Below are 18,174 nucleotides of genomic sequence, written 5' to 3' on the forward strand. Positions count from 1 at the left end.
TGTGGTTCGGATTTGCTGAAAGTCGGTTGCCATGCTGAGTCCCAGGTCGTCGCGCTCGCGCCTGTCGGTGTCTTTCCCCTCGAGAGGGAACGCGGTTACACAGCCCCGCCCGCTGCCCTTAGAGTGGCCAACATGACTTACGACGTCGCGAGGGTTCGGGGCCTGATACCGTCCCTGGGCGACGGCTGGATCCATCTCGACCCGCAAGCGGGCATGCTGGTTCCGGATTCGGTATCTCGTGCCGTCTCAACAGGTTTCCGTACCTCCTCGTTTTCGCATATCGGACGCAACGGCGCCGCTGTGCGCAGCGCCGCGATCCTGGACGCGGCCCGTGAGGCCGTCGCGGACCTGGTTGGCGGCGATCCCGCAGGTGTGGTGCTCGGACCGGATCGGGCGGTGCTGCTGGCCTGGCTGGCGGAGTCGTTGAGTTCGCGCCTGGGGCTCGGCACCGGGATTGTGCTCTCGCGCCTGGACGACGAGGCCAACGTCGCGCCGTGGCTGCGGATCGCGAACCGCTACGGCGCACACGTGCGCTGGGCCGAGGTCGAGATCGAGACCTGCGAGATGCCGTCCTGGCAGTTCGAGGAACTGATCGGGCCGACCGCTCGGCTTGTCGCGCTCACCGCGGCATCCCCGATCGTGGGATCCGCGCCCGCGGTCCGGGTCGCCGCGGACCGGGTGCACGAGGTGGGCGGTCTGCTGGTTGCCGATGCCTTCGGTGCGTCGCCGTACGCGCTCATCGATATCGACGAGCTCAATGCCGACGTCGTCGCGCTCAGCGCCCCGGCATGGGGTGGCCCGCAGATCGGCGCGCTGGTTTTCCGTGACCCCGCGTTCCTGGACCGGATTCCGTCGATGTCATTGAATCCGTATGCGAAGGGTGCCGAGCGGCTCGAGGTCGGCGGCCACCAGTACGCCCTACTTGCCGGCCTCACCACCTCGATCGACTTCCTCGCCGGGCTCGACGAGCGTGCTACCGGCACTCGCCGCGAGCGCCTAGAGATGTCGATCACCTCGTTGCAGGACTACCACGATCAGCTCTTCGAGCACCTGATGGACGTGCTCGACAAGATCCCCAATCTGACCGTCATCGGCCGCGCCTCCACCCGCATACCGACCGTCAGCTTCACCCTCGCGGGTATGCAAGCCGAGAAGGTCGCCGCCAAGCTGGCCGACAACCGGATCGGCACCCTCAGCGGCGTCCACGGCGGTAGCCGCCTGCTGGACGCGCTCGGTGTCAACGATGAAGGCGGCGCGGTAACCGTCGGCCTCGCCCCGTACACCACCAAATTCGAGATCGACCAACTCGGCAGGGCACTCGCGGCCCTGGAGTGATCGCGGTCGATAGGGTGCCCGCGCCGGGCCCAAGCCAGATCGAATGATCCTCGGCGCCGCCCTGGAGTGATCGTGGTCGGCCAGGTGCCCGCGCCGGGCCTTCGGATCGAATGATCCTCGGCAGGGCCGGGCGTTCGTGCCGGGCTCTACGCGGTGTGCAATCCTGCGCAGCTGTCTCGTGTCGAGCGCGCGACCGCCGGGTGTCGCCGAGTTCGGAAGACTCCGCCGGCATCGCACCGGGCAGGCCACCGATCCGACTTACCCGGCCGGACGGCGGCATGGTGGTCAGATCTCGCGGACGCGCAGGATCACTTTTCCGAAGGTCTCGGCGGAATCGAGCATCCGGTGGGCCTCGGGGGCGTCCTCGATCGGGATCTCCGCATGGATGACCGGCACGATGGTTCCGTCCGCGATCAGCGGCCAGACGTGGCGTTTCAGGTCGGCGATGATCGTGGCCTTGCTGTGGTTGCCGGTGGCGGGCCTGTTGCGCACGTTGTTCGCGTGGATACTGCCCCATTTGCCGAGCAGCGCGGCCAGGTTCAATTCGCCGCTGACGCCGCCCTGCATGCCGATGACGACCAGGTGGCCGTGCCGGGCGAGTGCCTCTACATTGCGCGGCAAGTAGGCGGCGCCCATGTTGTCGAGAATGATGTCGGCGCCGGGGCCACCCGCGCCGGACTCCTCGGCGCGGATCCGCGCGACGAAGTCGTCGTCGCGATAGTTGATCAGCACGCTCGCGCCGAGCTCCTTGCAGCGCTCCAGCTTCTGCTGCGACCCCGCGGTCACCGCGACTCGCGCCCCTCGGGTCACCGCCAACTGGATCGCATGGGTGCCGATCCCGCTCCCACCGCCGTGGATGAGCACCAGCTGGCCTGCGTGCAGGCCCGCCGTCGTGACGAGGTTCGACCACACTGTCGCGGCCACCTCCGGCAAACCGGCGGCCGCACCGAGATCCAGTCCGTCGGGCACCGCGAGCACTTGCGTCGCTGCCACCACGACCCGTTCGGCGTAACCGCCACCTGACAGCAGCGCGCACACGCGATCGCCGACCTGCCAGTCGTGTACACCGTCGCCGAGCTCCGCGATCACTCCGGATACTTCCAGGCCGATGATCTCGCTCGCGCCGGCCGGCGGCGGATAGAAACCCTGGCGTTGCAATAGATCCGCGCGATTGACACCGGCCGCGGCCACCTCGATCAGCACCTCACCGTGCCCTGGCGCCGGGGCAGGAGCGGTTGTCCACTCCATCACCTCGGGCCCGCCGAAACCGTTCAGGTTGATTGCACGCACCCGACCCATACTGCCGGGTGTGCCATCGGACCGTGCGCGTGACGGCATGTTCGAGCCGTCGGCTCGACAGCTGTGGCACCGCGTCGCAGACTCGGCGCACCCAATCCGTCGCGCCTCCTGCGCGAACGGATCGAACGGACTACCGTCCCACCCGTGAGCGGCTTCATCGACTTCCAGAACGAGATCTACCTGGGCGGACTCGGTGGTTCGGTGCCCGAATTGCCGATGACGGCCGCGGGATTGGAGCAGCGGGCACAGCAGCTGCTCGACCCGGTCGCCTTTGCGTATGTGGCGGGCAGCGCGTCGTCGGAACGAACCGCCGCGGCCAATCGCAGCGCGTTCGATCGGTATCGGATCGTGCCTCGGATGCTGCGGGGCACCTCGGGGCCGGGGGCGCGCGATCTGTCGGTGGAGGTGCTCGGCACTCGATTGGCCGCGCCGGTGCTCACCGCACCCGTCGGGGTGCTCGAACTGCTGCACGAGCGTGGTGAGGTGGTCGTCGGCGAGGTCACCAAGGAGCTCGGCATCGGCACGGTGCTGTCGACGGCGGCCTCCTCGACCATCGAGGAGGTCGGCGCGGCGGCGGGCGAGTGGTGGTATCAGCTGTATTGGCCCAGTGATGACGAGCTCGCGCGCTCGTTCGTCGCCCGCGCGGAGCGCGCGGGGGCCAAGGCGATCATCGTCACCGTCGACACCCCGAGTCTCGGCTGGCGCCCCCGTGATCTGGAGGTGGCGCATCTGCCGTTCCTGCACGGCAAGGGCATCGCCAACTATCTGTCCGACCCGGTCTTCCGCGCGAAACTGCCGCAGCCGCCGGAAGCCAGCGAGGACGCGATGCGGGCGGCCATCCTTACCTGGGCCGGGTTGTTCGGTAATCACACCCTGCGCCCGGCCGACCTCGCCCGACTGCGCGAATGGACCGATCTGCCGATCGGGGTGAAGGGCATCCTGCACCCCGAGGATGCCCGCCAGGTGGTCGACGCGGGCGCCGACGCGGTAGTGGTGAGCAATCACGGCGGCCGCCAAGTGGACGGCTCGATCGCCGCGCTGGATGCCCTACCCGTCATCGTCGCCACCATCGGCGACCGTGCCGACGTGCTGTTCGATTCCGGCGTGCGCACCGGCGCGGACCTGCTGATCGCGCTGGCGCTCGGTGCGAAGGCGGTGCTGTACGGCAGGCCGTGGGCCTACGGTCTGGGTATCGCAGGTCGAGAGGGTGTGCGCCACGCGTTGCGGGTGCTGCTGGCCGATTTCGATTCCACACTCGGTCTTTCCGGCTGCGCCGGTCCGGGCGAGCTGGACCGATCACTTGTCGCGACCGCACGCTGAGCCCTACGCGGCCGGGGATTTCCCCAGTTCAGACGTGCTTAGAATGGAGAACGTGCAATCCGAACCGAACGGTCGCGTGCCTGCCGAGCCGAATTGGCTCGACCCGGCGCAGGCGCGTGCATGGCGGGCCTACATGGACGGCCACCAGCGCCTGATGGCAGCGCTGAATCGGCAGCTGCAACGCGACAGTGATCTCAGCCTCGCCGAATACCGGATCCTGGTCCTGCTGTCGGAAGCGCCCGGTCGATCGCTGCGCATGAGCGAGCTCGCCGACGGCGTGCTGTCGTCCCGGAGCAGGCTGACCCATCAGATCCGGCGCATGGAAGACCAGCGCATGGTGCGCCGCAATACCTGCCTCGAGGACGGCCGCGGTGTGCTGGCCGAACTCACCGAGGAGGGCATGCGCAGACTGGAGGCGGCGGCCCCCGGCCACGTCGACGCCGTTCGCCGCGACTTCATCGGCCTACTGACACCCGCCCAACTGGAAGCGATCGGCGAGGCCTTCGCGTGCATCGACCAGGTGATCGGAGAGCGTGCCGGCTGACCCGTCCGCTACGATCGTGATCCTGGAGACGTGGCAGAGCGGCCGAATGCACTCGCCTTGAAAGCGAGCGTCGCGAGAGCGACCGGGGGTTCAAATCCCTCCGTCTCCGCCGGTGAAACCGCAGGTCAGGGATAGCCTTTCGAGCTCTCCCCGGCCAGCGGTCAACACAGGTCGACAACTGAAAGCATCTGAGGGATCTCGGCACCAATAACCGCCCACTACAAGGGTTTACGTGTCGAGTACCCGCATCCGCACCCGCATCGAGGGTTCACTTACACCCAGCTGCTCTACCGCTACAAAGGTACCCAGCGATCGGTCGCCTTCGACGAGCATGCCAAGGCGCTGAAGTGGACGACGATCTGCGAACAACGCCGATCCGGACGAATTCGAGAAGACCCTGCCGCAACGAATTTCAGCGGCGGCTACGGAGGTAGCCTCGTCGTCCGGCAATCTCGGCGTCGGCAGCCTCTGACGACGTGAACAGCTTTCCCTCCCAGCCCGGAACCCAATTCGTGTGGGCGCCTACGACCGAGCACTTGCGAACAAGGCGCAGTTCGCGATCGTGTGGACTGCCTGATGCGGGTGAATCCATTTGGGCCGTCGGCCCCTCTTGTGTGTGGCATTGGATTACTGCGACATAGCCGAGGTCGCTGATCGCCGGACTCTACGTTGGCATGCCAGCGATCCAGTGCCTGAGCGCGTCACTGCCTCGATTCCGGTCCGCCAACCACAAGGAGCCCCTATGTCCGCTTTCTCTCTGCCGCAACCGATGCGAGCCACACCCGATGGCGGCCCGATGCATGGCCCGCCGGTGTCAGGACGTTGGACGCCCACCCGGTCGGTGGTGGCAGCACTGACGGCCGGCATGCTGTTGATCGGACCCGGTGTCGCTCAGGCCGAACCCACTCCCGGTGCGCCCGTCTCCACGACCGATATCGCATCGGCGCCGGCCGACGGCTTCAGCCAGTCGCTGTCGTTGACAGCACCTACCCACGTTGTCGAGGTCTCAGGGCTGCCGATCGGCTATCGCAGCTTCGGACACGGACCGACCCTGGTCTTGACCTCGTGCCTCGGATTCAGCATGGACGACTGGGACCCGGCGCTGCTCGACCGCCTGGCCGCGACCAACCACGTCGTCATCTTCGATTCCGAAGGCATAGGACGGACCCCAGCCGGCCCCGCTGCCTTCTCGACAATCCCACAACTCTCCGATCAGGCCGCCGGCTTGATCCGGGCTCTCCAATTGAACCGCCCTACGGTCGTGGGTTACTCCCTCGGAGGATTCGTCGCGCAACGGCTGGCCGTGGATCACCCCGACGACATCGGCGCACTGATCCTGATGGGTACCGGCCCCGGCGGATCACAGCAGGTGCTGCCCGACCTGCCCGATCTGATCGCAGGCGGGCAGACGTTCAACCCGCTTGCGCCCGCCGACCAGGTCATTCCTCTGTATTTCAGCGATCATCCCGACGCTCTGGCTGCGTGGCGGCAACGAACAGCGCTGCGCCCCGACCGGGTCGGGGTGGACCTGATCGGGCTCAACCGGCAACGCGCGGCAATGACCGGCTGGCTCATCGATCCCACCGCCAATGTCATCGGCAGTTTGCCCACGTTGCGGCTGCCCACCCTGATCTTGGGCGCGGAAAACGATAAACAAGAACCCGCCGCCAACTCCACCCTGCTGCATCACTACATCGAGGGTTCGGAACTCCAGATCTACCCAGGACTCGGTCACGCGTTTCCCTTCGAAGCACCGGAGCGCGTGGCGGCCGAGATCGCTCGGTTCGCCCGATAGCAGCCGGAACCGACCGCTTCGGCCGGATCGAATACTTCGTCTCCTCAGGTGAAACCGAAAGTTAGGCAGCGTTTTTGGTTGGCCGTGGTGTCCGGCACCGTCAGCCGCGCCGGACGAAATTCGGGCGGATGTCGAGGTCCGGCGGGTCGTAATACCGATGGAAGGTGGGGGTCAGCCCTGCGGAGATCGGGGGGTTGACCCAGGTCCAGTCGGTGGGACAGGCGCGGCCCGCGGCCTCTTCGCGCTTGACGTGGTCACAGAACTGTTTGGCGACAGTGTGGTGGTCGACGATATAGACGCCGGATCGGCGGAAGCTGTGCAGCACCGCGCGGTTCAGTTCGACCAGAGCTTGGTCGCGCCACAGGGTGCGTTCGTGACGGGTGTCCAGACCCATCATCTCGCCGATCAGTGGGAGCATGTTGTAGCGGTTGGTGTCGCTGAGGTTGCGGGCACCGATCTCCGCGCCCATGTACCAGCCGTTGAACGGGGCGAACGGGTAGGTGATGCCGCCGATCTCCAGGTTCATATTCGAAACCGCGGGCACCGCATGCCATTTCAGGCCGAGACCGGTGAACCAGTCGAACTCGGGGTGTTCGAGCTCGACCTCCCGTGCCAGTTCGGGCGGCACATCGAACCAGCGGATCGGCTCGTCGGGGGTGCTGATGAGGACCGGCAGAATATCGAAAGGTGTTCGCGCGCCACGCCAACCGAGCTTCGTCGCGAACTCGGTGATCGCGATATTGGCGGCATCGCCGGTGACGGAGCCGTCACCATTGCGATATCCCGCATAGCGGATCAATTGTGGACTGACGATGCGGAATTCGCGTCCGTCGGACTGGCTTTGCGGGCCGACGGTGATCATCGACTGGATCGCACCGCCATTGGTGGCCATGTGCAAATGCTGCCAGCAGACTTCGGCGAGCTCTCGGGCCGAGCGCACTCGCCGCGCATCGAGCAGCTTCAGCGACCGCCAGTGTTTCCGACCGACACAGCGGGCGTGGTTGCGCCATGCGAGTTTGGCTCCGATCAGGATCTCCTCGGCCGTCTGCTGGTAGCTGCCGGTCTGCTCTAGTTGCTCCAGCGCACTGCGACGACGGTGCGGCGAGAGGTGAGCCAGTTCGGGCCTGCGGAAGAATTCGTCGCATTCCTGCATGCGCCGCCGCAGTTCGAGGCCGAAAGACTGGGTGTTGGTAGGGGTTTCGATCTGGTTGTCGAGCGACGCTACGGGTAGCACTTGATTCACAGTTTTCTCCGGTCGGGCATCAGGTACTGCGGCCAAACGGACAGACATCTTTCGAGCCGAGAATTCGCGCGCGTAGGCGCAGTGGATCCCTTTACATCCGGTGGACCGCGAGATAACTCGCGGATTGCGATGATCGCGTGGCGGGCATGATCGCCGACCGAGGGTGCTGAGCGAGCTACTGGCTTGCCGCAGCCGCGCATCGCGGTATGAACTTGCCGCCGGTGTTTGCTATCCGCGATCATGCTCGTCCCCATCGACGGCTGAAAAGGCCCGTGTAGCAGCGTACGGCCGGTGTGCTGGTCGTGTGCCTGGATTGAGGGTTTTGGCTGTTCGGCCGCGGCGGGCTGTGCCGATCCGCGTGTCGCAGCACGGTTGATGGGATCGCCGCGAGCGACACCAACACGCGAAAGCTGGTGGCAGAACGGTAGCTAGAAGGTCCAAACGGTCGGTTTCTGGTTCGCCCTCGACCATTCGAGCGTGGTGTTCATCTTGTCGCCCTGTGGTATTCGGCGTTCGCCGAGCCGGTCCGAAAGAGCCACGGCACCGTGGTGATCGCCGGATTGTCGGTGGTGCTCTGTCGATCGGTGGACAGGAGATGTGTCGACCTTCGTCTGCAACTCGAGGTCGAGGCGGGGGCATTGGATCGGTAGCCCCGACTCGGGTGATCTCGGCTACATCGTCGTCCGGCCGTTCGTAGTGACCTCGGTGGAAGCGGCGGTGGTGTAGCGCTGCGCCGGGGTGGAACGGCGCTGGCAAGGCGCCGGCCACCAACCGGGAATCGAGAGTGATGTAGATCACGCTCGAATCGGCTTTCCGGTGGTGGCGGTGGTCAGTTTTACATTTCTGGCAGGATGGCAGCCATGCTGTCTCGGCGCGGGGTTCGGCGCTGGGTGTCCAGCGCAATGGTGAGTGTTGCACTGGTTACGGGTGCGGTGGCGATCGGCGCTACCTCAGGATCGGCGGCACCGGGCGACATACCGCGCCCCAACACCGGATCCGCGGACGGGCCCGCCCCGGCCGAGCCGACAACCGCGCCCGCGAGTCTGGCGTCCATCGACCACATCGAACCGATCACCGACCGCTGGTTGCGGGTGTTCGTGAACTCGCCCGCCATGAGCCGCGACGTCGAGGTACACGTGCTGCTGCCCCGTGAACGCAACCATGCGCGCCCGACGGTTTACATGCTCGACGGCCGCGCTGCGAACCCGACCAGCAACAACTGGACCGAACAGGGGCATGCGGAGAAATTCTTCGAAGACAAAGACGTCAATGTGGTGCTGACGGTGGGCGGCCCCGCCAGCTTCTACACCGACTGGCAGCAGCCGGACCCGGTGCTCGGCACCAACAAGTGGGAAACGTTCCTCACCAAGGAGCTGCCGCCGCTGATCGATGCGAAATTCGAGGGCAACGGGCGCAACGCGGTCATGGGTGTCTCGATGGGCGCCGAGGCCGCGATGATGCTCACCTTCCGGCAGCCGCAGCTCTACGTGGCAGTGGCCGCCTACAGTGGGTGCTTCTCCATGGGAACCGACTTCGGGCAGGCGCAGGCCCGCACGATCGTGGCCACCTATCGCGGCCAGCCGGACAATATGTTCGGTAAGCAAAACGATCCCGCCTGGCTCGGCCACGACGTCATGCTGAACGCGGAAGCCTTGCGCGGCAAGGCAATCTACCTCTCGGTGGGCAGCGGCCTGCCCGGCGAGTACGACACACCGAACGACCCCGACATCGTCAGCACCATCGGATTCGGTGGTCCGCTGGAGGCCGCCACGAATGTCTGCACGCGTCGGCTCGCCGAGCGACTCGCGACGCTCGACATCCCGGTGACCTCACACTTCCGGCTGACCGGAACCCACTCGTGGCCGTACTGGCGTGATGAACTCGCCCGGTCGTGGCCGACGGTGTCGCGGGCGCTGGGCGTCGCCTAGCCCACAGCGGGCGCTGGGCGTCGCCTAGCCCACAGCGGGCGCTCAGCCGAGCTGTGTCGCTGCGCCGAACTCGGCCGCAACGCTCGGATCGGTGGCGAAGCGCAGGAACTGATCGTTTTCGTGCGGGTCGCCGATGGTCACCCGGACCCCGTCGGCGCCGTAGGGACGCACCAGCACGCCTGCCTGCGCGCTCGCCTCGCCGAACTCGGCGCTGCGCGCACCGAGCGGAAGCCACACGAAGTTCGACTCGCTCGGCGGCACCGAGTAACCGGCCGCGAGCAACGCGTCCCGGATTCGTTCGCGTTCGACGACGAGAGTGTCGGTCCGGTCCAGTAGTTCGTGCCGTGCCTCCAGCGAGGCGATCGCGGCGGCCTGTGCGACCCGGTTCACGCTGAACGGGATATGCACCTTCAGTAGCGCGGTGATCACCGCGGGATCGCCGACGGCGTAGCCCGCCCGCAGCCCGGCCAGGCCGTAGGCCTTGGAGAAGGTGCGCAGCACAACGACATTGGGTCGGGCCCGGCCGAGCTCGACGCCGTCGGGGTGGTCCTGCGGAGTCAGTCGCAGGTACTCGTAATAGGCCTCGTCCAGCACGATCAGCACCTGCTTCGGGATCGCGTCGAGGAAGCGCTCCAGCCGATCCTTGCCGACCGCGGTGCCCGTCGGATTGTTCGGATTGCAGACGAAGATCAGCTTGGTGCGTTCGGTGACCGCGGCCGCCATGGCATCCAGATCGTGCACCAGGTCCTGGGTGAGCGGCACCTGCACCGCGGTCGCGTTGCCGACCTGGGTGACGATCGGGTACGCCTCGAACGAGCGCCAGGCGAAGAGCACCTCGTCGGTCGGCGCGGAGCAGGTGATCTGCACGAGTTCCTGGCACAGTGCCACGCTGCCGCAGCCGACGGCGACATTCGACGTGGTGACCCCGAGGAAATCCGCGAGCGCCGCGCGCAGCTCCGTGGCCTGATTGTCCGGATACCGGTTGGCCAGTTCGGCGGCCTCCGCGATCGCCTTCGCCGCGGCCGGCAGCGGACCGAAGGTCGTTTCGTTGCTGGCCAGCTTGACCGCGCCGGGATGGTTGCGGCCAGGGACGTACGCCGGAATGGAATCGAGGTCCGGCCGGATCTTCGCGCTCACACTCCAAGCCTATGCCGGGCACCGGAAAATCTGTGGGGTAGGGCCGCTCACGTGCAATTTCTCGCGAAGACCAGCCTGTCGCCCTACGCTGGTTCCATGTCGGGCATTTATGACGATATTGCGCCGCTGCGCCGTGGCGACGACATGATTTTCGATCCAGACGCGGAATTGTCGGTGGACAACCGGCACCGAGCGGCCGAGAAACAGGTGCCCATCACCGTGACCGAGCCGGAGGGCAATGCCCGCGGTGGGATCGTGGTGCTACACGAGTCCAGCGAGATCACCGGGTCATTGCTGGAGCTCATGGGCGCGCTCGCGACCGAGGGCTGGACGGTGGTCGCGCCGAATCTTTTCCATCGGGCCGATGGTGAACCGGCCGCCGAGGTCTTCGGCGATGAGCTGTTCGAGGATTTCGACGCGTGCTTCGACTGGCTGACCCGTCGTGGTGTGTTCCCCGACTGCATCGGCGTGCTCGGCTTCGACCACGCGGGCACCGCCGCCTTCCTCGTCGCCACCAACCGGCCGATCGGCGCCGCGGTGAGTGTCGCGGCGCCCGGCATCATCGAGCCGCTGACCGACCGAGCCGACGCGCTCCTGGCCGCCGCCCCGAATCTGCAGGCTCCCTGGCTCGGCCTCTACGGTTGCGACGACCCCGACACCCCGCCGGCCGACGTCGACCAGCTACGCGACGCGGCCGCCCGCGCCGCGGTGGCCAGCCTCGTCATCAGTTACCCCGGCCTGCGGCACCGCGCCGATCGCCCCGGCCTCGATGACGACGACGATTTCATCGACCCGCAAACCAGGATTTTCGACTGGTTCGACAGCAATCTACGCTGATAACCAGGCGTTTTGCGATCTGGACGATAGCTGCTGTAACCTTCATGCTCGGCGGTTCGAAAGGACCGGTGCCCTCGAAGAGAAGGCTCCAGGAGGCGTGCCAGAGCGGCCGAATGGGACTCACTGCTAATGAGTTGTCCCTTCACGGGGACCGGAGGTTCAAATCCTCTCGCCTCCGCCACAACCCCGGTTCGCCGGGTAACAACTGAACACCGCATGCGCCCGTAGCTCAACGGATAGAGCATCTGACTACGGATCAGAAGGTTAGGGGTTCGAATCCCTTCGGGCGCACACAGGTAGAAGGCCCCTTCCGGGACACCGGGAGGGGCCTTCTCGCATCATCGACCCACCGTTTGACGGTCATCTCACTCGAACAGGGCGTCCATCCCGGTTGCCGCGTCCCGCTGCACCTCATCGATTGCGCCGATGCTCGGCGTTCTCCGGTCGGCGCGCTCGCCGATGCGTAGGCCGTGAGTATCAGCCTCTTCGGTGTACCGACTGTGCGCGACATGTGTATTCCCTCTGCGGGATCGGTTCGACCTCGACATCAACCGGCAGTCCCTCGGCGATCGTGGTGATGTCGAGATCCCCGTGAGCGTCCGACAGGTGGAACCAAACGAGCGTGCTGTCGGCGTCATCGAGCTTGATCACGCCGGTACCGTTACGCGGTTTCCAGCGCCACACTGTGCCGGTTTCCATCCTGTGGCCCGCTCCTGTCGCGGCGTACTCGGTCTCGCTGTGGTTCAGGATGGCTGGGCGGACTTGATGATGCGGAACTCCGCGCCGAACGGGTCACGCAGTCCGGCCATCCGGCCGAAGGGCGTGTCCTGCGGTTCCAGCGTCATGGTGGCGCCCGCGGCGGTGGCATGTTGCACCGTCGCGTCGGCGTCGGCGACGTCGAAGTAGGTCAGCCAGACGGATTCGGTCGCGGACGGCTCGCCCTGGATGCCGCCGATGGGCCGTTGGTCGGGGCGATGCAGCACCGTGTAGTCGAAGCCTTCCATCGGTTCCAGCGTGAAGTCGAAGACGGCCGTGTAGAAGTCACGCGCCGTGTCCGCTTTGGCGGTGACGAGTTCATTCCAGACCATCGCGCCCGGTTCGTTGACGACCTGTGCGCCGATGTGCGCACGCGCTTCCCACAAGCCGAACTGGCCGCCAGCCGGATCGACGGCGATGGCCATCCGCCCCTGCTCCATGACGTCCATCGGCGCCATCGGGATCTGGCCGCCCGCATCGGTGATGCGTTTGGCCGCGCCGTCGCAGTCGTCGGTGGCGAAGTACATATTCCACCAGAAGTCGGTGGCGTCGGGGTCGGGGTTCTTCATCAGTGCGGCCACCGGCTTGCCCTGCGCCAAGCACATCGTGTAATTGCCGGTTTCCGGCGGCCCCTCCTCGAATTCCCATCCGAACACCGCGCCGTAGAACTCCATCGCGCGCCGGTGGTCGGGAATACCCAGGTCCACCCAGGTAGGCGTACCGTTCGGCGGAGCTTGCGTGATCACTGTCATGGGACGCTCCTTCGTCGAAGTGCGCTGACATGTACCGTCCCTATCCTCGCTGGCATCCCGCACGAGGTGGTCTATTCCAGCAAAGTCGCCTGGTGCGTGTCGAGAGAATCCACGCCGCGGCGGCTCCTCCGTATGTCACTTCCAGGCGGGGAGTGCCGGGAGCTCACCGATCAGGTCGGTGCCGGTGGATCGGCCGAGGAGCCAGGCCAGCAGGGATGTGGCGGGGCCGCTGATGGTGTGGGAGGGTGCGGTGGCGCCGATGGTGGCGGTGCAGCCGGAATCGGTGGCGTGGATGGCGAATGCCGCGGCGGCGGGGTCGGCTGCGGCGGCCTTGGTCAGGTCCGCTGCGGCTCGCGGGAGTAGACGGGTCACGAAATCGGTTGGCCAGTCGGCAGGTTGGTAGCCCGCAGCCAGGTCGACGTGATGGATTTCGACCTCCTGTAGCCGCATCCAGATCACCTCGGTAGCGGGGATCGGCCTGCCCTGCCTGGTGCGGACGATGGCCTCCCACGCCTCCGGCGCCACCTCCATGGCGAGGGTGAGCCAGCGGGTGGCGGCCACCTCGTTGTCGGCGAGCTGCTCGGCCAACGGGCGTGCGGCGCCTGCCTCGATATCGGCACCGCGGATGTGCGTGCTCGCGTATTGGGGCGTCTCGATGCCGGTGCGGGCCCAGGTCAGCAGGTTGACCAGGCTGTCGGCATTGCGGGCCAGATGGGCGAGTACGTGTCCGCGGGTCCAGCCGGGCAGCAGTGAAGGTCCGGTGACATCGCTCTCGCTGAGACGGCGGGCGGTGTCGAGGAAGCGGGTCGTCGCCTCGGCGACAGTGTCGAGCTGGACGGTGGTTTCCGGAGCATCGCTTGTCACCATGCCGACCCTAGCGATCCGGGCCCGGCCCCGCCTCGTAAAGCGGCGGAGTCCGGGGCTGTCACGGTGACTACTGGCCGACGACCGCGTCTGCCTCGATCTCGACCAGCAGTGCCGGGGTGATCAGTGCCTTGATCTCGTACATGGAAGCGGCCGGCCGGATGTCGCCGAAGACCTCCGCGTGCGCCTTGGCGATCTCCGGCCAGCGGGATATATCGGTGACGAAGATGCGCGTGCGGATCACATCCTCGAGGCTTGCGCCTGCATCGGTGAGCGCGGCGGCGATGCGGCGCAGGACTTCCCGTGTCTGCTCGCCGATATCGGCGCCGCCGACCGCGCCCCCGCCGGGGAGCGAGGCGGTGGTGCCGCTGACCGCGATCACGTTGCCGAGCCGGACCGCGCGGGAGTAGCCGACGATGTCCTCGAACTCGGAGGCCGAGGAGATATTCACACGAGCAGTCATGACGACAGCATGGCATCGACTCGTCACTCGGACTTCTATCCAACGTCGGATCGACACGGTAGGCAGACAGGCGTGGACGCTCATTCTCGTCCTCGCATCGTCGCAGTCGCCGTTCTGTGCGTCGGCGTGCTCGCCGCGGGCTGCTCCGCTTCGGACCCGAAGGTGAACGTCACCGTGGCGAGGACCAGCCGCTGGTGATCTCTCTGGATGATCTGCTCGGCGCGACGGGTGGCAGTGCCGCCGTCGCCTTCGCCGATCCGCAACACGGTTCGCTCAGCAGGCGAACCGACGGTGCGTTCGTCTACCAGCCGAAGCCCGGATACACCGGCGCCGAATTCCGCGTCACCACAACCGATGCGGTCCGTTTGTACACCACCGCCCTACCGCCGCTCGGCGAGTTCGGCGGTGTCACCGTGCAGGCCAGCGGTTTCGGCTCGGCATGGACGCCGGTGCCGGGATCGAAGGAGGAGTTCTACGGTCGCACCGACCGCGGCCCGAATGTCGATGGTCCCGGCAAGAACGAGAAGCTTTCGCCGACACCGGGATTCGTGCCCAAGATCGGCCGATTCGAGCTGGCCGGCAACCGCGCCACCCTGCAGTCCTCGATCGATCTGCACACCGCGAACGGGAACCCTTTCAACGGCCAAATCGATGTTGCGGCACGCACCGGTGAGACCATCCGCGACCTCGCGGGCGCCGTGCTGCCACCCACCGATCATGGCCTCGATCCGGAGGGTCTGGTCGCGCTATCCGACGGTAGCTTCTGGGTTTCCGACGAATATGGCCCTTTCCTGGTGCATTTCGATGCCAAGGGTGCCGAGCTCGAGCGGATCGCCCCCGGCGCCGGACTGCCGAAGGAGATCGCACTGCGCACCCCCTGATCAGGGCATGGAGGGTCTGACCATCACCCCGGACGGCGGCACTCTCGTCGGTATCGTGCAGAGCGGTCTGAAAACCCCCGGACTGGACGGCTCGGCCAAGGAGGTGCCGATGGCTCGCATCGTGACCGTCGACCTGAAACCACAGCGCTGCGCGAGTTCGTCTATCCGTTGCAGGACCCGAAGCAGACGAAGGTCGCAGTCTCGGAGATCACTGCATTGAGCCCGACCACCTTCCTGGTCGACGAACGTGACGGCGAACTGCCGCCCACATCTACCTCGCCAACGACAGTGACTTCGGCGTGGCTGGCAGCAGAGGTGAGCAGCCGCCGTTCGGGCTGAAACCCAAGACCCTGCCGGATGGTGTCCAGGACACCGGCGAGATCCTGCTCGTGGACACCGGCAAGCTGCCCGCGAAGCTGGAGCGCCACACCGTGCGCCCGCGGGTCGGCTAACTATCCGGGTCGGTCCATTCCCGACCCTCCAGGATCACCGCGGCGGCCAGCGTGATCAGCCACAGCGACATCGATCCGACCTGGATCCGCTGGGCGACGCCGAGCGCGTAATTGCCGGTCAGGTTGTCGGCGACCAGCATCCACACGGTCGCCGCCGACCCGATCACCAGCACAACCAGACCGGCCTCGCGCAGGATCCGCCAGCGGTGGTACCGGAACGCCGCGAGGCTGAAGGCGAAGGCGGCGACCGCGATCGCGGTCACCGCGATGGTGCTCGTCAGCGCGTGCGGCTGATGCAGCTGCGGGAACAGTTCGCTGCCGCCTCCGCCACACGCGGCGTTGTCCTGCGGGGTGCAATCGCGCAGCGGCAACAGCACATCGCCGATGGTGGCGGCGCCGAAACACCACAGTGCCACCCAGCCGACCGTGGTGAACCTGCGCCGGGGAAACAGCAGTAGCCCGGCAAGTGCCGCCGGGATCAGCAAGGCGCCGACGATCTTGTCGGCTGTCGCGAATACCTCCCGGTAGGGCCTGCCCTCGGCGTCCAGTTCGCTGAGAAAAGAATTCACCGGGTCGACGTCGATGTGCAGGAAGAATTCGAGCAGCCACGACGAGTAGCAGAGTCCGGCGATCGCGATGGCCGCCGCGATGAACCAGGAGGCCGCGCGTACCTGCCGTTCGGCGATCTTCCGGCTACCACTCACCCGACCCATTGTCCCGCCTATTTCCGGTCCGGTGATCACCGATTGGTCAGTGTGTCCTAACCAACATTGGACCTACGACATTCCCAACCCGCGCACAGGATCCTGTCAGGTCTATCGGACACCCTGTGGGGGAGGCAACATCGAAGGAGTTCTCATGATTGCGTTCGCGACGGCCCTCGGCGGGATCGCTGTGATGTCCGCAATGGCGGTGTCGGGCTTTCTGGCCGCACATGCTCCGCGCGGCTTGGTCCGGGTGCGCCAGCAGCGATTCAGCGGCCGGCCTCGATAGCGGTCTGCACCCGATCCGCCGCCGTCACGGCGTCTTCGTGTTCCCACACGCGAATCACTTGCCAGCCGGCGGCGGCCAGCGCCGTATCGGTGGCGCGGTCTCTGGCCACGTTGCCGAGCAGCTTCTGCGCCCACCATTCCGCATTGTTCTTGGGATCGGTGGCGTGCTGCGGACAGCGATGCCAGAAGCATCCGTCGACGTATACCGCCACCCGCAGTCGGGGGAACACGAGATCGGCTCGGCGGCGCTGACCGGGTAGCGGCGCGCGGTCGACGAAATATCGCAATCCCCTCCGGTGCAGTTCCCTGCGCAGTGCAAGTTCCGGCTCGGTTCCGCTGCGCCGCTGCCGCGCCATGCGCGCACTGGTCGCCGCGTCCGTCGTCGGCCGCCGGGCCGAAGCACCCGCGCTCATGCCGCCCAGCCGCCCATTCGATCGAGATGGCTTTCCATATCAGCCAGGAAACCGGGCGGGAATCGCAGACTGCCCATCCCTGTCCTGCGCAGGAATCCGGCGGTCGCGCGGGCGGAAAGCAGCCGGGAATCGGTGAGGAAATTGCCCAGGTCTTCATAGGGCTCGTGCACCGGCCAGGTCGACACCGGCACCCGGTAGGCAACACCGCAGCGACCCCACGCGGCGGTCGGCCACGGCTGGCCGGGTGCCAGCGGCTGGTCGTCGGGAATCGCGCCGAGCGGTTCGGCCAGGCGCGCGCCGATCCACTCCGCCATGCGAACATTCACCGCATTGCCGACCAGCTTCCAGCGATGCCCCTGCCGGATACCCGGCGCGTCGGTCGCGGGAGCGGTCCAGTCGGAATCGAAGCCCTGCAAGCGTTCTCCGTCGAGGATGCCCGGCGTGACCACCTCCCCGGACGGCAGCCGCACCGCGGGCGGGCTGGCGATGCCGAGCGCGGAGCCGCCCTTGATGGTGGGGATCGCGTTCACCGCCCAGCCGAGTCCGCGCACGCCCTCGGTCCAGTAGAAGCCGCACGGATCTCGTTCGGGATCGCCGACGGTCCGCTCGCCCGCGTCGTCGCCGAAAAGAACCTGGCGCGGGTCCTCGGTGCGGGAAGCGAGCATCAGCACCCGCTGCCTGCGTTGCGGCAGTCCGAACGCGCGCGCGTCCACCACCCGATAGGCCCAGGTGTATCCGAGCTCCTCGAGCGCCTCGGTAATGTGCCGCATCGCCGCGCCACGACCGAGCTGCAACATGAACGGCACGTTTTCGATCAGCAGCCAGCGCGGCCCGCGCCTGCGGCGCACCAGCCGGAACACCTCGTCGACAAGGCCGGAGCGTTGACCGGTGATGCCCGCGGTGCGCCCGGCCTGCGAGAGGTCCTGACAGGGAAAGCCCGCGGCGACGAGTTCAGTGCCTGCGGGGATGGCGCGAAGCTTGGTGATGTCGCCGTGCAGCGGTACATCGGGAAAGCGCGCTGCGAGCACAGCCTGGGCGCCCGGCTCGATCTCGCAGAGCAATTCGGTGTCCCAACCGTGCGTGCCGAGTCCGAGCTCCAGCCCGCCGATACCGGCGAACAGCCCGACCATCCGCCCGCGCGTCACTGTCATCCCTTTCCGCGA

The 18,174-nt window shown here is 66.7% G+C and carries 18 protein-coding genes and 3 tRNA genes; 11 read left to right on the forward strand and 10 right to left on the reverse strand.

Translation table 11 applies throughout. The features are described 5' to 3' along the window. The first annotated feature begins 132 nt into the window (after nucleotides 1-132). Nucleotides 133-1,335 (forward strand): cysteine desulfurase-like protein, encoded by a 1,203-nt coding sequence (locus AB0M74_RS28740; RefSeq protein WP_366529420.1) that lies wholly within the window; start codon nucleotides 133-135, stop codon nucleotides 1,333-1,335. A gap of 285 nt (nucleotides 1,336-1,620) precedes the next feature. Here the strand turns inward: AB0M74_RS28740 and AB0M74_RS28745 are convergent, their stop codons facing one another. Next, nucleotides 1,621-2,625: an NAD(P)H-quinone oxidoreductase gene (locus AB0M74_RS28745; RefSeq protein ID WP_366529421.1), complete on the reverse strand. Its 1,005-nt coding sequence runs from the start codon at nucleotides 2,623-2,625 to the stop codon at nucleotides 1,621-1,623. A 153-nt stretch (nucleotides 2,626-2,778) separates the two neighbouring features. Between AB0M74_RS28745 and AB0M74_RS28750 the strand changes: the two genes are divergently transcribed. The 4 genes from AB0M74_RS28750 (at nucleotide 2,779) to AB0M74_RS28765 (ending at nucleotide 6,293) form a co-directional block, all read left to right on the forward strand. Beyond that, entirely contained in the window at nucleotides 2,779-3,954 is a 1,176-nt protein-coding gene (locus AB0M74_RS28750; RefSeq protein WP_366529422.1) for a lactate 2-monooxygenase, read from the forward strand. A gap of 43 nt (nucleotides 3,955-3,997) precedes the next feature. After that, complete coding sequence (locus AB0M74_RS28755; protein WP_366529423.1) at nucleotides 3,998-4,498, forward strand: MarR family transcriptional regulator; 501 nt, start codon at nucleotides 3,998-4,000, stop codon at nucleotides 4,496-4,498. Nucleotides 4,499-4,522: 24 nt separating this feature from the next. Then, nucleotides 4,523-4,607: transfer RNA gene (locus AB0M74_RS28760), tRNA-Ser, on the forward strand. 633 nt (nucleotides 4,608-5,240) lie between these two features. Next, nucleotides 5,241-6,293 carry an alpha/beta hydrolase gene (locus AB0M74_RS28765; protein WP_366529424.1) on the forward strand — a complete coding sequence of 351 codons (1,053 nt, stop codon included), beginning with the start codon at nucleotides 5,241-5,243 and terminating at the stop codon, nucleotides 6,291-6,293. A gap of 100 nt (nucleotides 6,294-6,393) precedes the next feature. Here AB0M74_RS28765 and AB0M74_RS28770 read toward each other — a convergent pair whose 3' ends face one another. After that, on the reverse strand, nucleotides 6,394-7,446 hold the full coding sequence (locus AB0M74_RS28770) for a nitric oxide synthase oxygenase (protein WP_366529468.1): 1,053 nt from the start codon (nucleotides 7,444-7,446) through the stop codon (nucleotides 6,394-6,396). Between the two features lie 950 nt (nucleotides 7,447-8,396). Between AB0M74_RS28770 and AB0M74_RS28775 the strand changes: the two genes are divergently transcribed. Continuing rightward, complete coding sequence (locus AB0M74_RS28775; RefSeq protein ID WP_366529425.1) at nucleotides 8,397-9,464, forward strand: alpha/beta hydrolase family protein; 1,068 nt, start codon at nucleotides 8,397-8,399, stop codon at nucleotides 9,462-9,464. A gap of 42 nt (nucleotides 9,465-9,506) precedes the next feature. On the opposite strand, the gene hisC is transcribed toward AB0M74_RS28775, so the two are convergent. Continuing rightward, the gene (gene hisC, locus AB0M74_RS28780) at nucleotides 9,507-10,601 is read right to left on the reverse strand and encodes a histidinol-phosphate transaminase (RefSeq protein WP_366529426.1); all 1,095 of its coding nucleotides are present in this window, start codon (nucleotides 10,599-10,601) and stop codon (nucleotides 9,507-9,509) included. A gap of 96 nt (nucleotides 10,602-10,697) precedes the next feature. Here hisC and AB0M74_RS28785 point away from each other — a divergent pair, with 96 nt between their 5' ends. From AB0M74_RS28785 to AB0M74_RS28795, 3 genes are all read left to right on the forward strand, one after another. Beyond that, nucleotides 10,698-11,438 carry a dienelactone hydrolase family protein gene (locus AB0M74_RS28785; RefSeq protein WP_366529427.1) on the forward strand — a complete coding sequence of 247 codons (741 nt, stop codon included), beginning with the start codon at nucleotides 10,698-10,700 and terminating at the stop codon, nucleotides 11,436-11,438. 91 nt (nucleotides 11,439-11,529) lie between these two features. After that, nucleotides 11,530-11,619 (forward strand) — tRNA-Ser (locus AB0M74_RS28790). Between the two features lie 37 nt (nucleotides 11,620-11,656). Then, nucleotides 11,657-11,729: transfer RNA gene (locus tag AB0M74_RS28795), tRNA-Arg, on the forward strand. Between the two features lie 186 nt (nucleotides 11,730-11,915). Here the strand turns inward: AB0M74_RS28795 and AB0M74_RS28800 are convergent. The 4 genes from AB0M74_RS28800 to AB0M74_RS28815 form a co-directional block, all read right to left on the reverse strand. Next, a complete protein-coding gene (locus AB0M74_RS28800) occupies nucleotides 11,916-12,137 on the reverse strand; it encodes a hypothetical protein (RefSeq protein WP_366529428.1) in 222 nt (73 codons plus the stop codon). Nucleotides 12,138-12,181: 44 nt separating this feature from the next. Then, nucleotides 12,182-12,946 (reverse strand): VOC family protein, encoded by a 765-nt coding sequence (locus AB0M74_RS28805; protein WP_366529429.1) that lies wholly within the window; start codon nucleotides 12,944-12,946, stop codon nucleotides 12,182-12,184. A 135-nt stretch (nucleotides 12,947-13,081) separates the two neighbouring features. Next, nucleotides 13,082-13,813: a maleylpyruvate isomerase family mycothiol-dependent enzyme gene (locus AB0M74_RS28810; protein WP_366529430.1), complete on the reverse strand. Its 732-nt coding sequence runs from the start codon at nucleotides 13,811-13,813 to the stop codon at nucleotides 13,082-13,084. Between the two features lie 67 nt (nucleotides 13,814-13,880). Continuing rightward, the gene (locus AB0M74_RS28815; protein ID WP_366529431.1) at nucleotides 13,881-14,273 is read right to left on the reverse strand and encodes a RidA family protein; all 393 of its coding nucleotides are present in this window, start codon (nucleotides 14,271-14,273) and stop codon (nucleotides 13,881-13,883) included. 194 nt (nucleotides 14,274-14,467) lie between these two features. Here AB0M74_RS28815 and AB0M74_RS28820 point away from each other — a divergent pair, with 194 nt between their 5' ends. Further along, nucleotides 14,468-15,154: an esterase-like activity of phytase family protein gene (locus AB0M74_RS28820; RefSeq protein WP_366529432.1), complete on the forward strand. Its 687-nt coding sequence runs from the start codon at nucleotides 14,468-14,470 to the stop codon at nucleotides 15,152-15,154. Nucleotides 15,155-15,453: 299 nt separating this feature from the next. After that, nucleotides 15,454-15,606: a hypothetical protein gene (locus AB0M74_RS28825; protein WP_366529433.1), complete on the forward strand. Its 153-nt coding sequence runs from the start codon at nucleotides 15,454-15,456 to the stop codon at nucleotides 15,604-15,606. On the opposite strand, the gene AB0M74_RS28830 is transcribed toward AB0M74_RS28825, so the two are convergent. The 3 genes from AB0M74_RS28830 to dcm form a co-directional block, all read right to left on the reverse strand. Beyond that, the gene (locus tag AB0M74_RS28830) at nucleotides 15,603-16,310 is read right to left on the reverse strand and encodes a DUF998 domain-containing protein (RefSeq protein ID WP_366529434.1); all 708 of its coding nucleotides are present in this window, start codon (nucleotides 16,308-16,310) and stop codon (nucleotides 15,603-15,605) included. The two genes, AB0M74_RS28825 and AB0M74_RS28830, sit on opposite strands and share 4 nt — an antisense overlap. 269 nt (nucleotides 16,311-16,579) lie before the next feature. Further along, nucleotides 16,580-17,011: a very short patch repair endonuclease gene (locus tag AB0M74_RS28835; protein WP_366529435.1), complete on the reverse strand. Its 432-nt coding sequence runs from the start codon at nucleotides 17,009-17,011 to the stop codon at nucleotides 16,580-16,582. Next, the gene (dcm, locus tag AB0M74_RS28840) at nucleotides 17,008-18,162 is read right to left on the reverse strand and encodes a DNA (cytosine-5-)-methyltransferase (RefSeq protein ID WP_366529436.1); all 1,155 of its coding nucleotides are present in this window, start codon (nucleotides 18,160-18,162) and stop codon (nucleotides 17,008-17,010) included. The genes AB0M74_RS28835 and dcm overlap by 4 nt, the downstream gene beginning before the upstream one ends. Nucleotides 18,163-18,174 lie beyond the last annotated feature (12 nt).

It is taken from the genome of Nocardia sp. NPDC051463 (assembly GCF_040681975.1).
In the GTDB taxonomy this organism is placed as follows: Bacteria; Actinomycetota; Actinomycetes; order Mycobacteriales; family Mycobacteriaceae; genus Nocardia.